The organism is Paenibacillus hebaui, from assembly GCF_051934385.1.
GTDB lineage: Bacteria > Bacillota > Bacilli > Paenibacillales > Paenibacillaceae > Paenibacillus.
Genome location: NZ_CP196836.1, coordinates 6,231,691 through 6,250,513 on the forward strand (window position 1 = coordinate 6,231,691; position 18,823 = coordinate 6,250,513).

Sequence of the window (18,823 nt, forward strand, 5' to 3'; positions counted from 1 at the left end):
GATTTCTTACAAGGTAAGTGATTCCGGTCTTGATACCATTTTAAAAATCATGTACGGTCACACAGAGCTGAATCGCAATTCCGAACGGGTCCCGAACGATGCCGTAACCTGGGCTGAATTCATTTTGTTCATAAGGTATCAGCACCTTTACACCCTCATGCTGCACAAGTGAAGCATACAATTGATCAATCGAACCTTTATCCTTGGATTGAATACAGAGTGACGTGCTGTTTCCCAGCTGCCACGGTATCTCCGTGTCCATCGCTTCCTCCGCAATCATGATCTTGTTGACCCCAATCTCCAGCACCGAATGCGTAATATACTCATCTTGGCCCGCAGGGTACTCGAAGCCCGGATTCATTTCCTTCATCTCTTTATAGCTTTTTTTGAATATCACCTTGGCGCCCAGAACCTCCTCATAAAAAGCAATGGCTGCCGCCGCATCCCCGTTCATCGACAAAAAGGGTATCACTTCAAAATTCATTGGTTTGCCTCCTTCGTTCTATTGGATTACACTTATCACTATAACAACGAAAGGTGCCAATCCATGGCACCATTAAGAGGTTTCGATGATAAAAAAATCAGAACGCATGAACCAGATGCTGCGCTTTATTAATCAAAAACAACAATTTACGCTGCAAGATCTCATGCAGGAGTTCCAGATCTCCAAACGAACTGCGCTAAGAGACATCGCTTCAATGGAAGAGTTAGGTTCGCCCATCTATGTGGAATACGGACGGTATGGCGGGTATCGACTGCTCCAGCAGATGCAGCTGCCTCCCATATCGTTTAACACGGGTGAGCTTCATGCTCTTTATTTTGCGATGCAGGCCCTCCGAAGCTTCTCCAACCTGCCCTTTCAGGCTACGTTCCGTACCATTCACGAAAAATTTATGAGCGCGTTATCGGACAAGCAACGACAGGATATCGAAAACATACAGCATCGGGTTTCCTTCCAACACACGGAGCAGATCCGGAATAGTTCGCATTTGGAGTTCTTATTAATGGCTGCTGTACAGAATATCGTAATCCAGATTACGTACCCTGATCAGCGTAGATCTCCTCGTAAAAAACAGTTTCCTGCAAACCTACCTGATCCTGAGCAATTGCATTCATCATCTCGTACATCCAGCTCCAACATCCGCACCATTCAACCAATCACGCTTTATGCCAGAAAAGGCTATTGGTATTGCCAGGCGTATGATCTGCATAAACAGGCATACCGTGTGTTCCGCTGCGACCGAATCACTTCAGTAGAAGTGACAGACATCGAGCCTTTGGCTCATGTCACTGAACTGCAAGCACAGGATATCCATTCGTTATGGAGCCCATCACAAGACGCTACCCCGTTTCAATGTCGAATTGACGAAGCCGGAGTTGAGCTTTTCCAGCAAGAGCATTATCCTTCCATGCAGATCATGGAGAAGATGGGACACACGTATCTGGTCGGTTCGTATGAACCCCATGAGCTTGATTTCATTGTTAGATATCTTGCGGGCTTTGGTAAATCGATTCAGATTGTGGAGCCAGTCATCTTACAGGAAGCGTTAAGGCAGTACTATCTGGATTTGTTAGATCATGTTTAATGATAATTCATGACTTTTAACTCTAATTAAATACTATATCTGATTTAGGATTCGTCCCCGATCGGACTTCCGGTTTCATTAGGCCGGTTTGAATGGCTGAACGATCACGATCTCATTTCTTTCTCCATTTTACCTACATGCTTTTTGGCTCCTGCTCATGGTAAACAGCTTTTGAGCTTTTTTTATTGCCTATAGCCAATTGAACAATAATCTGCAACACGATGATCACAGCCAAGCCATAAAATGCCTGAACGAAGCTTCCCGTTGCATCGCGGAGCCAACCTATCGCCAGTGGCCCAAGTGCACCCAGAATGTAGCCACCGGATTGAGTCATTGCGGACCAGGCGCTGGCTTCCTGAGCATTGCCTGTCTCATCAATCGGCAACATTAATGCGATCGGGAACAGTCCACCTGCCCCAATACCGAGTGGGATCGCTGCAAGCCACGGGCTAACTGAGAAGTTCAGCATCAGGACACCTGTCAACTCCAGTAACGCACACCCGACAAGCCAGAATACACGCCTCTGGTAGCGGTGCACAAGCATGGGGATGAATAACGTAGAGGGCAACGATATCAATGTAAATAAGGTTTGGATGTTGCCGGCAGTCTCTTGACTATAGCCATGGCTTTGGATTGCTGGCGCAAGCCAAGCGGTCAAAGAATAGAAGATTGCCGCCATCAACCCGAAGAATAATGTCAGCACCCAGGCACGCTTGTTCTTCAATGGAAGAGAATTCACTTTCGTAGCGGAAGTCTGCGCGGATTGTCTCTTCCTGCGCTCTACCAGAGCTAATCTCAGCCAGATCGGTAAAGCAATCGCTGCGAGCAATCCCCATACGGCTAATGAACCTCTCCACGAACCTCCCAAGGCATTCTGAAGCGGAACCGATAACCCTACGCTAATGCTGGCCCCCATCACCATCGCTGTAGAGTAGATACCCACCATGGCAGCAACTCTCGTGGGAAAATACTGTTTAATAAAACTGGACAGCAGTGGCCCGGCCAACGCAATCCCAACACCGGATAGAAAAGAAGTGAACATCATCAAAGGAGCTGTACCCACAAATAACCGTAGTGCTGTACCGGCTCCAATTAGAATTAATGCCAGAGCAATCGCGCCTTCATTCCCCCATCTTCTGCTTAGTTTGACGGAAAACGGAGCGAATATGCCCATACATAATACGGGAAGCGTAGTTAACAGACTGGCGGTAATTCCGCTAATACCCAGATCGCTCTGTATCGTACTCATTAGAGGAGAAATGGATGTAATCGGCGGTCGTAAATTCAATGAAGCCAGAATAAGCGCCAGGACGATATAAAAAAGTTTCATTATGGATCACCTCATGTATTGTTATGGTTGTCTGGTTGCACCTAATAAGTACCAACGTTTTAAGTCTTTTAGTGGTGCAATATAAGTATAATCGCGAATTAATGATTGAACAATACAATTGTTTCTATTAAAATGATTGTATAAACCAATGATTGGAGGCGATGCAATTATGGAAATCCGTCAAATGGAGCACTTCATTGTGGTTTGTGAAGAGCTTCATTTCACCCGCGCTGCTGAAAAAATCGGTATCTCACAGCCCACCTTGAGTCAACAGATCCGAGCACTGGAGGATGAATTAGGTGTCCCCTTGTTCGACCGGGTCGGCAAAAAAATTGTGATGACACAAGCGGGGGCTTTGTTTCTGGAGCACTCTATACAGATGGTTCGCCATTTGCAGAATACCCAGGATGCAATCGCCGAATTCCGCAACGATCAGCGAGGCAAGCTGGTTATCGGTGTTCTTCCGTCAGACTTGGACTACCGTCTCACCCCATTGCTCGTTGATTTTCATACTCGATTTCCCAAGGTGAAATTGAAGGTTGTCTCTTCGATTTACGTAATAAATCAAGTCCTGGATAACGAAGTAGACATCGGAATCGAACTAACTTCTTCTCCTGATGACCATCTTGTCCGCATTCCACTATGCAGGGAAGAGTATGTGCTTGTCGTCTCCGAGAACCACGATTGGGCTGAACGTACTACGATTGGAATCAAACAACTGCGTGATATTCAGACAGTAATGTTCCCCGAAGGATTCACCGGTAGAGAGTTGGTTGACAGCTATTGCCGTAAATATGGTTTCACCTTAAATACGATCATGGAGACAAGTTCGGCGACCTCCATCATTAGCCTAGTCAAAGCCAACGTCGGAGGAACCGTACTCCCTTTACCTTTGATCCAAGCGATGAATGAACCGACACTACGCTGCATCCGAATTACGGATGATGCCCCACATCGGAACTTCGAAATCATATATCGATCCGACCGTTTTCTGACACAATCGGCCAAAGCCTTTATTCAAAAAACCATTGAGTATTTTAATCAAGAATGAATTAAGGAGAGTGACTTACATGAAAATAAGAGAAGTTGGCTTACTGACACAACAATTTGAGGAAATGAAATTATTTTATGGCACTTTATTGGAGTTGGAACTACTGAAGGAGAGCGCATCATTCATGTCATTCCAAGCAGGAGATTCGATCCTTTCTTTTAAGAAGGCTCCTGAACAGGAGAAACCATTTTATCATGTAGCATTTACGATTCCGACGAATAAACTTGCTGATGCCAAAAAGTGGTTCCAGGATCGTAATATTCCGTTGCTTTCCAAAGATGGACAGGATGAATTCTATTTCCCCTACTGGGATGCAACAGCCTTTTATTTCTATGATCCAAACGGTAATTTGATGGAGTTCATTGCTCACCATTCGTTGAATAATGCCGTCGATGAATCATTCACTGCGAAGCATCTGCTATGTATTAGTGAGATTGGCCTGCCTGTCGATGATGTTCCAGATACGATGAATCTGATGAATGGTCACTATAAACTTGAACCATTTGCCGGAGATGGAAAGCAATTCTCCCCCATCGGTGACGCCGAAGGCATGTTTATTGTAATCGACAAAGAGAAGCCCTGGTTCCCAGATGGACGTATGCCTGCTGTGTTTGCCACTGAGGTAAAGGTTGAAACTGGGCAGCCAGGTAGTCTACGTGTACAAGATGGTCTGTACTCTATCGTTTCGGTTTAAGCCAGCAGGCCAGTAAATACAAAAGTCGTAATCTGTTGGACATCACAGCAGACTTCTGGCAATGAAAAAAGAACGATCTTGCAAACTGACGTCGGTATGACTACTGGCGTTAGTTTTTCAGCTTTCGTTATACTGTTCAGTACAACAAGAAAAGGTGCCAATCTTGGCACCGTTAAAAGGTTTGCCTCATTGAAAGAGCCACGTCTCCGTACAAGCTGTTCTATGAGGATTGATATAATTAGAAAACGGAACCTTGCTCTTCAAGCAACTCCTCTTTCCATTCTTCATGTTCCAAAACCTCTAGTGCATTAAAATCACGACCAGCAAGAAAATCAGGACGTGTCAATTCAATTTGAGGCAAATTATTCACCGCGTTATACGTCATAATTAACAGTTTGCGATCAAATGGGGAAATATTAGGCGCTGATGCATGAGCCACTAATGGGTTGAAAATTAGAACAGAGCCCGCTGGCCCCTTAGGTGCAACGATATCGTAAGCATTCACCAGTTTGCGTAGTAAAGGCTTATCCAATGTATACTTTAAATCAACGCTCAAATGATTCTGCCACACTTCATCTGACTCAGCTTCAGAACCACTGATCACCGTTTCCATGTTCTCCAATCTGTGGGAGCCCGGAATGATAGCCAGCGGACCATTGAACTCCGTCACTTCATCCAGATAAACGCTTACATTAATTAATTCTGGCTTAGCAATCCCGTCCTCCTTCTCCCAATATACATAATCCTGATGCCAGTTCCACATTTCACCTGCCAAGCCCGCTTTTACATTAATTTTGTATTGATGTAGATATACTTCGTTATTCAAGAGCTGCATCACCGGATTTAATAGCCTGGAGTAGGATTTGAGTTGATCAAAGGTGTTGTTTGTGAAGTGAGGGGCATAAATAGAGCGAATCGTTCGATTATCTTTTTCAAAGACTCTCCTTGGGGAATCTTCGGCAAATACAGCTGGAATTTCTGCATTCAACTTATTTAGTATATTCTTCGGGATAGCTGACTCCAGAAACAAGTACCCCTGCTGGTTATAGCTCTCAACTTGCTCGGGTGTTAGTAACATAACGAACCCTCCCACAATAATATTTCTTTCGCCGCTAACCGTTACTTTCAATGATTAACTACCGCCCAAACCCTGGATGGATTTGAGCGGTTTTCAAGTAGCTATTATGCTTTGGAACTAACTGCCCCTTGCGGTCGAAGATATGGAATGAACGTCTCTTTTCCCTCATAACTTAACAGAGTTAATCCTTTTTCTGAGTATTCAACAATGGTATCGAGCGAAATCGGGATTTTACCGTTAATGGTTGTCACAACATACGTTGGGACTGCAAATCCAGTCGTATGCCCGACAAGTCCACGTAATATTTCTATACCTTTTTCCAGCGGGGTCATAAAGTGAGAAACACCCGTCACGTTATCGCAATGATAGAGATAATATGGCCTCACACGGATCTTCAACAGGCCATGAAGCAATGCTTTCATCGTTTCCAGATCATCATTGATGCCTTTAAGCAGAACGGACTGATTCTGTACTGGAACACCATGCTTCAACAACAAATTGCAGGCTTTCGCTGATTCCTCCGTAATTTCTTTCGGATGGTTAAAGTGGGTATTCAGCCAAACTGGATGATATTTCTCCAGCATTTCGCAAAACTCTTTCGTAATGCGCTGAGGAAGGAGAACGGGATACCTTGTCCCAATTCTAATAATTTCGACGTGTGGAATACTTCTGAGGTGTGAAATGATATGCTCAAGCCTGTCATCGGAATAGGTCAGAGGATCTCCCCCGGTTAACAGTACGTCGCGAATTTCCGGATGTTCTGCAATGTATTTGAAATCCTCTTCAAAGGATTCCGCTTCCTGCTTCTCAAAATAAGTCCCGTTTACATCCGTCGTATGATACTTGCGCGTGCAATGTCTGCAATATACGGAGCATTGCTCTGTAACTAGCATGACAATTCGATCCGTATATTTATGAACAATACGATTCGTTTTGCGATATTTCATATCTCCCACGGGATCAACGTCGGAATACATATTAGGCATCAACTCGTCAACAGTTGGCAGAGCTTGTAAGCGAATTGGGCAATTGGAATCTGTAGGGTCCATCAACGAAGCATAATACGGAGTGACGGCCCAACGGTACAGTCCTTCACTTTTTTTAATCGCTTTTTCTTCTTCAGGACTTAATTGGATAATTTCTTTTAGCGCCTCAACCGTTTGAATCCGATTGCGGAATTGTGCTTTCCAGTTATTCCAATCCCAATCTCCACGCATACTAATTCCTCCTCAGAGCATGTATTTAGTTGATTTTTAAAGTCGAAAAGATCGTTGTACTCTCCTGCCTCTGACCGGCTTGCAAATGATTCAGCAATCACCCCCCATGTGAAGTAACATCCGAACCTGCAGGCTGTGTAATGGTTCGTACCGATGAAAAGACGATAAAAATAGATGAACCCATCAGTCCAATCGCTCCCACAATCAAGGTTGGCGTCGTACCAATAACTCCTCCAAGCCAGCCTCCAAGCACCGCGCCAATCGGAACTACACCCATGCCAAACATCCGCATGCAGGCATTCATTCTTCCCTGTAAATTTTGCGGGGTGATGCCCTGTCTCAAGCTACGCTGGTTGATGTTATACACAATGACCATTGCAGCATCAATCATGTACATCACCATGATGAGGATGACGGCTGGTAAGGTAGGCAATAATGTGGCTACAGGAATAACCAGTGAGACAAGACCTGCCAGAAACAACGAAGTCACCATGGTTTTGCCAATCCCCAGTTTTTTCACCATGGGACCGGCAATAAAAGCTCCGAGCAAGGCACCTACACCGGACATCGAAAAGATCAAGCCAATATAGACGGGGGCCAGTGCCAAGGTCCGTGAAATATACAAAATAAAAATAGGTTCTATTACATAGGTAAACAGATTAAAAATGACTGTTCCGATCAAAATAGCGCGCAGGATATTATTATGAAAAACAAATTTTGCTCCTTCACGAATCTCGGCTCCCATGTTCTGTTTGGAACCCTCTGGTACCTCGACCGCATCCTCCTGCTTTTTAATACGAGCAAGATATACTGCGGATACCAGATATGTGCCGATATTAAATAGGATAGAGAAAGGGGCTGAGAATAGCTGAATCAGTGCCCCGCCGATACTTTGCCCTACAACTGTGGCACTAGAGCTGCTAAACTCCAGTTTGCTGTTCCCCTCTACCAACTCATCTTTCTTGACAACCGTAGGCAGATAAGAAACGTGAGCAATCTCAAAAATAACCGTATTTATACCGACGATTGCTGCGATGATATAAAGCAAGGGCATCGTTAATAGGTCCATGAATATTCCAACAGGAATAGCAATGAGTGCAACAGCACGAACAATGTCAGCTGCGATCATCATCGGACGTTTAGGCTTGCGGTCCACCCACACACCAACAAACAAGCTGATTAGCAAAAACGGTAAAAATTCGACTGCAGTCAAAAATCCCATTTCAAGCGGTGATGCATGCATGGTTAGTGCTGCAATCAGGGGAATAGCCACGGTTGTAATCTGAACGCCAAATGACGAAACTGTGTGTCCCAACCAGAAATTCCTAAAATCATTCTGCTTCAATAAACCGAACGAAATTCTACTCATGAAGTCCTCCTACAAGCTTAATTACTTTACTATGATCTGAATAAGTTTCATGGCATGATCGAGAGTCTCAACCGTTTCCTCGAAGGTGCTCCCTTCAGCAATAACATGGCCTAGACGGTGATAAGCATTTTGTGGAGGAGTTACACGCTCCCCGGGAAGAACGTTAACTTTAACTTCCTTCACATGGCTTATCCGCACTGCCTGATCTTTGCCGATAATTTGATCAACCTGCCCTTCCGTATCTGACATTAGAAACCGGATGCCGGCTGTACCCTCGTACTTCACCTGTTGAATGGTAGGCCCGCGAAAAGCACATAATATTTGCTGCTCCAACATATCCACCCCTGTAGTGAGACGAATCAGTTCCGGAATCATTCCTCCTGCCAAACGACCGTTAATCTCAATAATGGAGCAGCCATTCTCCGTCCATTTGATTTCGGTATGTGCAACTCCATTTCGAAATCCGATGATCTCAAGGGCATGCAGCACGGTCTGAATGATCGTGTCGGATTGCACTGAACTTAATTTTGCCGGAAATAGATGCCCTGCTTCTACGAAAAAAGGAAGGCCTGCAAGCGATTTTTGAGTTATACCGATAATCTCCGTTTTACCCTGCCAGCTAATCGTCTCGACACTATATTCAGGAGCCTCGATATATCCCTCAATCAGAACTTCCTTCGGTGCTAATTGACCGCGCACATTAAATTTATGTGAAAGGATGTTAGACACGTGCTGTTCAGCCACTTCCAGACTCATGCAAAGACGAACTGCATTTGAGCCGCTATCCTCCGTTGGCTTGATTACACAGGGAAGACCAATGCTGCTTATTGCGGTAGCCAGTTCTGATTCATGGCGAACCACCTTGAAGGGGGGCTGAATCATACCTGCCTGTGCAAGTATCCTGCGCGTCTCTGCTTTGTTCCGCACCCTGCGAATAACTTCAAGGGGATTCCCTGGAAGGTCGTACTCTGCGCTCAGCGCAGCCACCTGCTCCAAGTAAAACTCGCTAGTTGTCGTTATGCCCTGTATTCCCGAAGGATGGATCGTCTCTGCAAGGTGTGTACGCAACTGATTCAAATCATTCGTGTCGCACACATGAACCTGACATCCCGTTTCCTTCAATCCGGCGTACCTTTCTGGATTATTGGTATAAAATACGGGGTCAAGTCCCCAACTTGCTGCACGAGTCAAGGCGAGCATTCCTGTACCTGTCGTGTTTGCTTCAATAAACACCAATCTAGACACGGTGCATCACTCCCGAGAGCCTGGCGTAGGACCACGAATGGACGACAGTCTGATAAGGAACCAATTGCGGTCCCTCAGGCAAGCGCAAAGCATCAATTTGTTTTTCTTTTCTGTAGTCCGTGTTATAGATGGTACTGGCGTAACGGTCTCCCCGGTCCGGAAAAATTGCCAATATATTCGTATCTTGAGGGACATTGGACTGCAGCCATTTGACTACCGCGTAGACCGAACCAGAGGAATTGCCAGCAAAAATTTGCTGTTCTCTTGCCAGAGCGAGCGTTGCAGCAAACGCTTCTTCGTCGTTCAGCCAGTGCACTTCGTCAACGATCGAATGGTCTACGTTTGGTGCAATTAGGGAATTGCCCAGCCCGCCTTGCAAACGTTGGGGCCAATCAGGCTGTCCAAAAATAACGCTGCCAATACAATCGACCGCCACCACCTTGAGATCCGGATTGTACCTTTTGAGCGCACGAGCTGTTCCTGTCATAGACCCTCCGCTTCCAACAGAAGCAACCAGGTAATCTACACGTCCAAGATCCTCCATGACCTCATGAGCAAGCTCACGATATGCAGCAGGGTTGTTGGAATTTTCATATTGTCTGGGCCAGTAGGCCCCCGGAAGCTCCTTCATCAATTCGTTGAGTCGCTGCAATCGTGCGCTCTGCCATCCGTTTGTGCCCATCTGTTCCACAATATCAATCTTGCAGCCTAACGCTATTAGCTTGGCGAGAGTAATCTGGTCCATTCGCGGATCGGTAACAATATGAACTTCATGCCCCAGGCAGGTCCCAACCATTGCAACGCCGCAAGCCATTGTTCCGGACGAACTTTCAATAATGGGAGCCCCATCCTGCAATTGCCCACTATACTTTGCTTCCAAAATAATTTGCTTGGCTACGCGGTCTTTCATCCCAAAGGGATTCATCAATTCCAGCTTGGCATAGACATTACCGCCGATGATCCGATTATGGTTTAATTGCACCAAGGGTGTATTGCCTATCGTCTCGATCATGTTTGTGCAAATCAAACAGCTTCCCCCCAAGCTTTAGTATTCTTTTCTTGCACAACTGGTCAGGATTTCATCATAGCTTCTACTTCTTCGTCACTCATCTGCTGAATCTGCTCGTAGAGAAACTCCTCCACTCTGGATGCAAACTGCCTGATGGTTGGATGAAGCAGCACTTCACGTAACGGAACCTCCAGCTTCAATTGGCGGCGAACTCTGGAGACAATTTGCGTAGCCAGCAAGGAATGTCCACCCAAGTCGAAGAAATGATCCTCTACACCGACATGCTCCATATTTAACAGCTCACGCCAGATCCCAACGAGATACTCCTCCATCTGAGTTTGAGGCTCCACAAAGCTGGCAGCAGCATAATGGCTGAGTCGTTCAGGCTTGGCAAGCTGGCTTCGGTCCACCTTTCCGTTTGCATTCAGGGGCATCCGGTCAAGCAGCAGGATAAAGGAAGGAACCATATAATCAGGCAGCACGTCCTTTGCCATTTGGCGAAGTTCCTCGCTTATATCTGTCGTGGTATCCAAAGGCACAACATAAGCCACCAAACGTTTGATGCCAGATGAGTCTTCATCCACAAGCACGACGACTTCTTTTACGTTTTCATGAAGCAGCAGCACCGCTTCAATCTCCCCCAGTTCCACCCGCATGCCGCGTATTTTCACTTGATTATCAGCACGCCCTATAAACTGGAGAGAGCCATCGGGACGATAAAAGCCGAGGTCGCCTGTATGATACATCCGTTCTCCAGGAACAAATGGATCTGGAACAAATGCCTGAGCCGTTCGGTCCGGCATATTCAGGTAGCCCTGAGCAAGCCCTACACCAGCGAGATACAATTTACCGTTAACTCCGGGTGGGACTGGCTGTAAATAATCATCCAGCACGTAACATCGGTTGTTATCAATCGGTTTGCCGATACACACAGCCCCTTCGGCTTCCATATCCTCGCTCGTTGCTACATGAAGCGTGGAGTCAATCGACACCTCCGTAGCACCCCAAGTGTTATTAAGCGTACCCGGCAGCTTGGCGAAGAAGCGTTTAACTGTGTTTGCTGTTAGCGCTTCCCCGGACGAGATCGTACTGCGAAGCTTACGGAGTCGCCGCTCATCATCAGACGTGATTTCATCCAGTACCAGATTCAGCATACTTGGCACAAATTGTACGTGAACGGCTTCATATTGAATACACGCTTCAATAATTGAACGTGGATCACGGTGCAAACCAGGCTCCAGCAGCGCCACACGTCCGCCAGAGATCAAAGGCCAGAAAAACTCCACTGCTGCATCGTCAAAGGTCAGCGTTGTTTTCTGAAGAACGGTTTCCCCTGCTTGCAACTTAAAGTGCTTCTGCATCCAACACATTCGATTTACCCAGCCCCGGTGAACATTGATAAGTCCCTTCGGTTTGCCGGTAGAACCCGAGGTATAATACACCGACACAGGCGAATCCGCTGTTACGTTGCGTATAGGCCTACTTGTTGGCTGCTGCTTGATGAGATCCCACTCCGAATCGGGGCATATGAGGGCAACTCCGTCCATGGCAAGCTTCTCTCTTGCATGTTCCTGGACGAGACATACCTTCACATCCGCATCTTGCAAAATGTGCCGAATTCGGCTTGAAGGCAGTTCCATGTCGATGGGAACGAAAGCAGCACCTGCTTTTAAAATCGCCATCAGACTGACTACCAGCTCCAAAGATCGCTCTACACAAACCCCTACAACACTTCGTTCTCCAAGATGGTGAAGCAACAGGTAATTCGCAAGCGTATTGGAGCGCTTCTCCAGTTCCTCGTAAGTTAACATTTTATTTTGATAGATTGCCGCTATAAGCTGGGGAGTTTCACCTGCCTGACGTTCAAATAATTCATGCAGGCATACCTCAGAAGGAAACGCTGCAAAGGTATCATTCCACGCATAAAGGATGCGTTGCTGCTCATCCACCGATAACAGAGGCAGCCTGGCTATGCTCTGCTCTGGATCACCCAAAATCGCTTCCATCAGGGATGTAAAGCTCTTAATCATTCGATCTATTGTTGCTCTTCTGAATAGTCGAGTATTATATTCGAACGTACATGACAACTGTCCGGAAGCTGCTTCCTTCACAAAAAGGGTCAGATCAAATCGCGAAACCTTGCTGTTCACTTCGATTGAATGCACAGTCAGATCACCCAGCTCCAGCATTTCCTCTAACTGGTTTTGATAAGCGAACATGACCTGAACAATCGGAGAATATGCATGATTCCGTTCCGGTTGCAGCTCCCTTACCAGCAATTCGAACGGTATGTCCTGATGCTCGTAGACGTTGAGGCAACGTTCTTTAACCTTTTGCAAATAGACACGGAAGCTGTCTTCTCCCTTAAATTGGCTGCGAATAGCTACCGTGTTCACGAAGAAACCCATCATTTGCTCCAGTCCGTGCTGATTCCTGTTTGCTATAGGTGATCCGACAATGATATCCTTTTGACCGGAATAACGATGAAGCATGAGGCTAAAAGCGGCCTGCAAAATCATATATACGGATGCTTCCGTCTGCCGGCCAAGCGCCTGAATGCGCGACATCCATTGCTCCGGAAGGGTGAAATATATTTTATCCCCTTCAAAGGTTTGAACAGGCGGTCTAGGCTCATCGGTTGGTATCTGCAAAATGGGCAGCTCTCCCGATAGTTCGTTTTTCCAGAAATCAAGCTGCTTCAGAAGGCCATTCTCCCGAATCCATTCCTTGTGCCATACGGCATAATCGGAGTATTGCAGGGGCAGCTTCAGTAACGGGCTTGGCCTGTGATCAAGGTATGCTTTGTACAGAATGTTCAGTTCATCTAGAAAAATCACGTTTGACCAGGCATCTGTTATCATATGATGCATATTGATGAAGAAAATATGGCTACCCTCTCCAAGCTTGAACAGAACCGTTCGGATTAAAGGTCCCTGCTCCAGGTCAAAAGGCTTGCGTGCTTCCTCGCTCAGTCTCTGCTGAATACGCGTTTCCAGCTGATCCTCTGCACCCGTTTCCAATGGGATGATCGGGAACTGTAGCTCCAGTGCTTCAGCAATAATCGGTACGGGTTGGTCATTTACAACGGTAAAGGTTGTTCTCAACGCCTCATGCCGACGCATTAATTCGAGCAACGCCTCATGCAGCGCCCGGGTATCCACTTCACCTTCCAATCGGTAAGCCAAAGGCTCGTTATACACCGGATCGAGCGGTTCCATTTGCTGGACAAACCAGAGACGTTCCTGGCCAAAAGACATCTCCAGCTTTTGATCGGCCAATTTATTGGAAGTAAACAATGTCTGTGTATTCAAATTCTCGCCCGGGTATCCGCGATCTTCAAGATACCTGGCTAAATCCTGCACGTTTCTTAGGGCAAAGATCAGTGTCAGCGGCAGGTTCGGATCCGTACAGGAACGAAGCAGACTCATAACCTTTGAAGCAGAAATGGAATCTCCCCCAACTTCAAAAAAGTCATCCATCCGTCCGACCCGTTCAAGCCGTAGGACGTCCGCGAACGTTTCAGCGAGAAACGCTTCCATCTTTGTTTTCGGTTCATTCTCTGTCGCAGAGTCGCCAACAGCAACCGACGGGATGGGCAAGGCGAGACGATTGAGCTTGCTATTGCTGTTCAGCGGCAGCTCATCCAGCAGCATAATAAAATGCGGGATCATATAAGCAGGTAGCTTTTCCTGTAAGGCCTCCTTGATTTGTCCCGCCGTTGTTGACTGGTCGGGGTACAATACGACATATGCCGTCAGGCGCTGGATATGGGGAATGTCCTCGCGTAGCAGCACCGCAGCTTCTTTAACGTGGGGTTCGGCGATCAACGCGGATTCAATCTCACCAAGTTCAACACGAATGCCGCGAATTTTGACCTGATGATCGGACCGTCCCACAAACCCAATGCTTCCATCCTCGTGAAAATAGGCTTGATCCCCTGTTCGATACATTCGTTCACCTGGAACAAACGGATCTTTGATGAACACCAGGTTCGTGCGTTCGGGATCATTGATATATCCCCTTGACAAGCCTTGACCCGCGACATAAAGGTCACCGGTAATGCCAGTCGCTACCTTTTGCAAACTGTGGTCCAGGATATAGACCCTGCTGTTACTCAAAGGTGTTCCAATGGGAATTTGGCCCTCTGCCGAGAAGTCCTTTATCGTGCAACGATGCAACGTGGAACCAATAGATAGTTCCGTTGCCCCCCAAAGATTGTATAAGTCTCCGGGCATATTTAACTGCATGTACCGGCGCCCCATCTGTGCTGGCAGTGCCTCTCCGCCTCCGAAGCACCCCCTCAAGTGTGTCATGCTTTGAACCTGTTGCGACGTAACCACATCCAGCACTCGGCCAAGCATACTTGAGACTAGAACAAGGAAAGCGACGTCATATCGTATGACAGCCTCTACGATCGCCTCAGGGTCCCGATGCAACCCTGGCTCAAGAAGTGCGATTCTGCCCCCGACAAGCAGCGGCCAAAAGATTTCCAGCGCCGCATCATCAAAGGTCAGTGTCGTTTTCTGCAAAACGGTCTCCCCAGGCTGTAACTGCAAGACCTGCTGCATGGACAATAACGCCGTCACCCAGCCTTGATGCATGTTGGCAACACCTTTCGGCTTGCCGGTAGAACCTGAAGTATAATATACGGAGACAAGATGATCAGGACGAACCCCGCTACGCGGTGAGCTCTCAGGCTGATTCTTAAGTTCATCGAAGAAGGCCGCGAAGACAAGCATCTCCTCTGCAATGTATGAAGTATCGGGCTGCCCGACTTGATCGGTGATGCAACAGCGAGCTCCTGCATCGATCAATACTTGTTGCTTGCGGGAATATGGAGCTTCCGGGTCGAGCGGAACATAAGCACCGCCAGCTTTTAATATCCCGAGTAATACCACAATCAGCTCTGGCGAGCGATTCATGCAGACGCCTACTGGTATATCCGGGCCTACCCCTTTTTGGATTAAATAATGTGCAAGCCGATTGGAATGTCTGTCTAATTCCTCATATGTAAGGCATGAATCGTTCATGAGGACCGCAATATGCCGCGGAGTCCGCTCGACCTGCTGTTCGAAAAGCTCATGAAGGCAAGCATTCGGAAATTCCAAGCCATTCCCCTCCCTTAATTGTTCATGCCAGTGTATCCCTCATATGATGCAGGGCCTCCTCAATCTGCTGCGAGTTGACTCCCACATGAGTCACTGCCCGAATACGGCCATGTCCAAGCTCATCGACGTGTACTCCTTTTTGATGTAATTTCTGTACAAAGCTCTCCCACGTAAATCGAGGGTCGGTTACGCGAAAAAAAACGATATTGGTCTCTACAGTTTGAGGCTCACATGCAATACCCGGAATGGACGATAGTCCTTCCGCGAGCCGTTTGGCATTCGAATGATCTTCTGCCAGCCGCGATACCATTTTGTTTAAGGAAACTAATCCCGCTGCTGCAACTATTCCGGCCTGTCGCATGCCTCCGCCAAGCATTTTGCGAATTCGGTATACCTTTTGGATAAACGTCTCACTGCCAACAACCATTGAGCCAATGGGAGCAGATAAGCCCTTGGAAAGACAAAACTGAAGGGATTCGGCGTAATCAGCAATTACGGCTGCAGGTATCCCCATTGCTACAGAGGCATTCCAGAGTCGGGCACCGTCCATGTGCACAGGGATTTGATGCCTTTTGGCAAAAGCCCGAATGTCCTCCAGATAAGACAGTGGTAATATTCGTCCGCCCATACGATTATGTGGATTTTCCAGGCAGAGCAATCCCGGCAAAGCAAATTGTGGGTCTTCCGGGTCCCGTGGGATCGCCTTTTGCAGATCTTCGAGGTCAAGACGCCCGTCAGCTTGGGTCCTGATTGGTTCGTACATAATCCCTCCGCAAACACTCGCCCCCGCCGCTTCATAAATATAAATATCCGACTCATCACCAACGAGTACCTTTGAACCACGTGGACAATGGGCCATGATGGAAGCAAGGTTAGCCATCGTGCCGCTGGGCATAAAAATGGCCGCTTCCTTTCCCAGCATTTCCGCTGCCTTCAATTCCAGCTTTTTTACAGTAAGGTCTTCACCGTACACATCGTCCCCAAGCTCAGCCTGAACCATGGCTTCCAGCATTTCAGGAGTAGGCAGAGTAAAGGTATCGCTGCGAAGTTCAATCTTGGAAAAATCAGACATACTGTCTCCTCCAGACTAAAAGCATGATGTTCATTTCATGCGATTAAATATAACGCCTCATCGCTTCGGCAATGGTACTTACCAACTCCATCGGGGCTTGGAGGAAATCATGATGATCTCCATCCAGCACTTTGAAGGACGCTTGTCCGTATTCCTTCCAGCCGCCTAACAGGGACGGGTTCACCTCTTTGTCTCTATTCCAGCCGATAGCCGTTATCGGAAAAGGAAGAGTCTCGGGGCAACTTTGTATATAACTGCGATTTGCTTCCAGATCAGAACGCATGATTCCTGTATTCAGCTCGACAATGTCAGGCAAAGCCTTTCCCCCCATTTTATGAATGAGCAATTCGATCTCCACTGCAAGCTCCTGATCACTCAGTTCCAGAAACCTGCCATAGGGGCCTTCATGGGGTGCGACTTGGGATGATATAAACAAGTGTGACGGCAATGGCCCGCCATTCTTCATCAATTGAACGGAAGCCTCATAGCTGGGTAACGCCGAACCACAGTGACCAAAAAACGCAAAGGGACGATCCATATAAGGGCGTAGTGCTTCATTAAAATTCTCTGCAAGTTGCTCATAGGATGAGTAGGTAGGTTCATGAAATCTGTTCTCGCGACCAGGAAGCTGGATCGGACATACTTCGATCTTGCCAATAAATTCAGGCCAGTGGCGATACATGCTTGCACCGCAGCCGGAGTAGGGTATACAGAACAAACGTGCTTTGGCAAATGGGGACGGCTCTCTGAGGAGCCATGGATTGTTTTGAATTTCCGCTTCTTCAATAACGTATTCCAATCTCATCCACTCCTTACGATTTTCGTGCATACCCGCGAACAGGCATATGTTTGATACCGCTAATAAAGTTGGAGCCCAAATATTCGACGGGGCCCATGATGTCAAAGCGTTCGTAATTTGCGAACAGTTCCTCATACAGCATGGTCATCGTCTGCTTCGCAGTTTTGTGACCGATACAGTGGTGGGGGCCGCTGCCAAAGGCAATGTGCGGATTAGGCGTTCGCCGAATGTCGAAGGTATAAGGATCGGCGAAGATATCCTCATCGCGGTTAGCTGAGCCGAGCCACACAACAACAGCATCGCCTTCTTTAATCTGCGTTCCCCTAATTTCAACATCACGCGTCGCGTATCTCATAAAATGACTGGCTGGAGAAGACCAGCGAAATACTTCTTCGAGTCCACTGTCCATGCATTCCGGGTGGGAGGCAAACTCACTGTACAAATCCTTTTTGACCAGTTCCAAAAAAGAGATACTGGCAGCATGGGGTGTAGTGACCGTCGCTCCGAGCAAAATACTATAACAGTTGGAAATCACGGTACCCGTATCTATCTTGGCTCCGTCCATCTCCACATTCATCAGAATGCTGATCAAGTCTTCACCTGGAGAGCGACGACGCTCACTAACGATGTCCAGAAAGTAACCAAACAACTCGCGATGTGCACGTTGCAGGGTGGCGGTACTCCCCTCTGCCAACATGTATTCTTCATCATCAGGAGCAATGGCCATCGTGGTAAGCTGCGTCAGCATCGGCCAATCTTCTTCAGGCAGATCCAGCATGCATGCACTCACGGCAATGGACATCTCGAACATGGCACGGGCAAAGTCTACTCCGTCCGGTTCCAAGCAAGGAGATAACAATCTGCGGATGGTCTTGCGAATCTGTTCCTCATGTTTGTCAATTGAATTGTGATTGAACCCGCGCTGGAGCGGGCGGCGAATCTGGGTATGACGCGGCGGGTCTGTGACCGCCATTTGCTTCCTCCCCGCCGGGTCCTTTGTTCCCAGCAGATTCACCAAGCTGCCCTGTTCCGAAGTAAATGTGTTGTAGTCTTTCAAAACTTGAATGGCATCTCTATGCTTCGTAATGGACCAAAATCCCAGTTCCTCATTAACCTGCTGCCAATGAACAGGCGCCTCACGGCGCATAACGTCCCATACAGCGTAAGGCTCCCCATGGCTATATAACTGAGGGTCGAGCAAATCGACTTCGGCTAAATTCACTTTTGATGTATTCGGGGCATTGGTTGTTGGCATGTATCCATCC

General features: G+C 47.2%; 14 protein-coding genes. 3 read left to right on the forward strand and 11 right to left on the reverse strand.

Annotated features, from left to right (window positions below):
* Positions 1–40: 40 nt before the first annotated feature.
* Positions 41–484 carry a VOC family protein gene (locus tag ACR32F_RS28270; RefSeq protein WP_440113009.1) on the reverse strand — a complete coding sequence of 148 codons (444 nt, stop codon included), beginning with the start codon at positions 482–484 and terminating at the stop codon, positions 41–43.
* Between the two features lie 88 nt (positions 485–572).
* Between ACR32F_RS28270 and ACR32F_RS28275 the strand changes: the two genes are divergently transcribed.
* Positions 573–1,586 (forward strand): helix-turn-helix transcriptional regulator, encoded by a 1,014-nt coding sequence (locus tag ACR32F_RS28275; protein WP_440120043.1) that lies wholly within the window; start codon positions 573–575, stop codon positions 1,584–1,586.
* A gap of 133 nt (positions 1,587–1,719) precedes the next feature.
* Here ACR32F_RS28275 and ACR32F_RS28280 read toward each other — a convergent pair whose 3' ends face one another.
* The gene (locus ACR32F_RS28280) at positions 1,720–2,916 is read right to left on the reverse strand and encodes an MFS transporter (RefSeq protein WP_440113012.1); all 1,197 of its coding nucleotides are present in this window, start codon (positions 2,914–2,916) and stop codon (positions 1,720–1,722) included.
* A 169-nt stretch (positions 2,917–3,085) separates the two neighbouring features.
* Between ACR32F_RS28280 and ACR32F_RS28285 the strand changes: the two genes are divergently transcribed.
* The gene (locus tag ACR32F_RS28285) at positions 3,086–3,967 is read left to right on the forward strand and encodes a LysR family transcriptional regulator (protein ID WP_440113015.1); all 882 of its coding nucleotides are present in this window, start codon (positions 3,086–3,088) and stop codon (positions 3,965–3,967) included.
* 19 nt (positions 3,968–3,986) lie between these two features.
* Positions 3,987–4,661: a VOC family protein gene (locus ACR32F_RS28290; protein WP_440113018.1), complete on the forward strand. Its 675-nt coding sequence runs from the start codon at positions 3,987–3,989 to the stop codon at positions 4,659–4,661.
* Between the two features lie 238 nt (positions 4,662–4,899).
* On the opposite strand, the gene ACR32F_RS28295 is transcribed toward ACR32F_RS28290, so the two are convergent.
* From ACR32F_RS28295 to ACR32F_RS28335, 9 genes are all read right to left on the reverse strand, one after another.
* Complete coding sequence (locus ACR32F_RS28295; protein WP_440113021.1) at positions 4,900–5,739, reverse strand: phytanoyl-CoA dioxygenase family protein; 840 nt, start codon at positions 5,737–5,739, stop codon at positions 4,900–4,902.
* A 104-nt stretch (positions 5,740–5,843) separates the two neighbouring features.
* Positions 5,844–6,956, reverse strand: coding sequence for an arginine 2,3-aminomutase (gene blsG / locus ACR32F_RS28300; protein WP_440113024.1), 1,113 nt, complete (start codon positions 6,954–6,956; stop codon positions 5,844–5,846).
* A 97-nt stretch (positions 6,957–7,053) separates the two neighbouring features.
* Positions 7,054–8,325 (reverse strand): MFS transporter, encoded by a 1,272-nt coding sequence (locus ACR32F_RS28305; RefSeq protein ID WP_440113026.1) that lies wholly within the window; start codon positions 8,323–8,325, stop codon positions 7,054–7,056.
* Positions 8,326–8,346: 21 nt separating this feature from the next.
* A complete protein-coding gene (locus ACR32F_RS28310) occupies positions 8,347–9,570 on the reverse strand; it encodes an ATP-grasp domain-containing protein (protein ID WP_440113029.1) in 1,224 nt (407 codons plus the stop codon).
* Positions 9,563–10,582, reverse strand: coding sequence for a cysteine synthase family protein (locus tag ACR32F_RS28315; protein ID WP_440120044.1), 1,020 nt, complete (start codon positions 10,580–10,582; stop codon positions 9,563–9,565). Before ACR32F_RS28315 ends, ACR32F_RS28310 begins: the two co-directional genes overlap by 8 nt.
* Positions 10,583–10,641: 59 nt before the next feature.
* Positions 10,642–15,687: an amino acid adenylation domain-containing protein gene (locus ACR32F_RS28320; protein ID WP_440113032.1), complete on the reverse strand. Its 5,046-nt coding sequence runs from the start codon at positions 15,685–15,687 to the stop codon at positions 10,642–10,644.
* 22 nt (positions 15,688–15,709) lie between these two features.
* Positions 15,710–16,759, reverse strand: a complete 1,050-nt coding sequence (gene ltaE, locus ACR32F_RS28325) for a low-specificity L-threonine aldolase (RefSeq protein WP_440113035.1) — start codon at positions 16,757–16,759, stop codon at positions 15,710–15,712.
* Between the two features lie 43 nt (positions 16,760–16,802).
* Positions 16,803–17,564 carry a thioesterase II family protein gene (locus ACR32F_RS28330; protein WP_440113038.1) on the reverse strand — a complete coding sequence of 254 codons (762 nt, stop codon included), beginning with the start codon at positions 17,562–17,564 and terminating at the stop codon, positions 16,803–16,805.
* A 7-nt stretch (positions 17,565–17,571) separates the two neighbouring features.
* Positions 17,572–18,813, reverse strand: coding sequence for a cytochrome P450 (locus ACR32F_RS28335; RefSeq protein ID WP_440113041.1), 1,242 nt, complete (start codon positions 18,811–18,813; stop codon positions 17,572–17,574).
* Between the last annotated feature and the right edge of the window lie 10 nt (positions 18,814–18,823).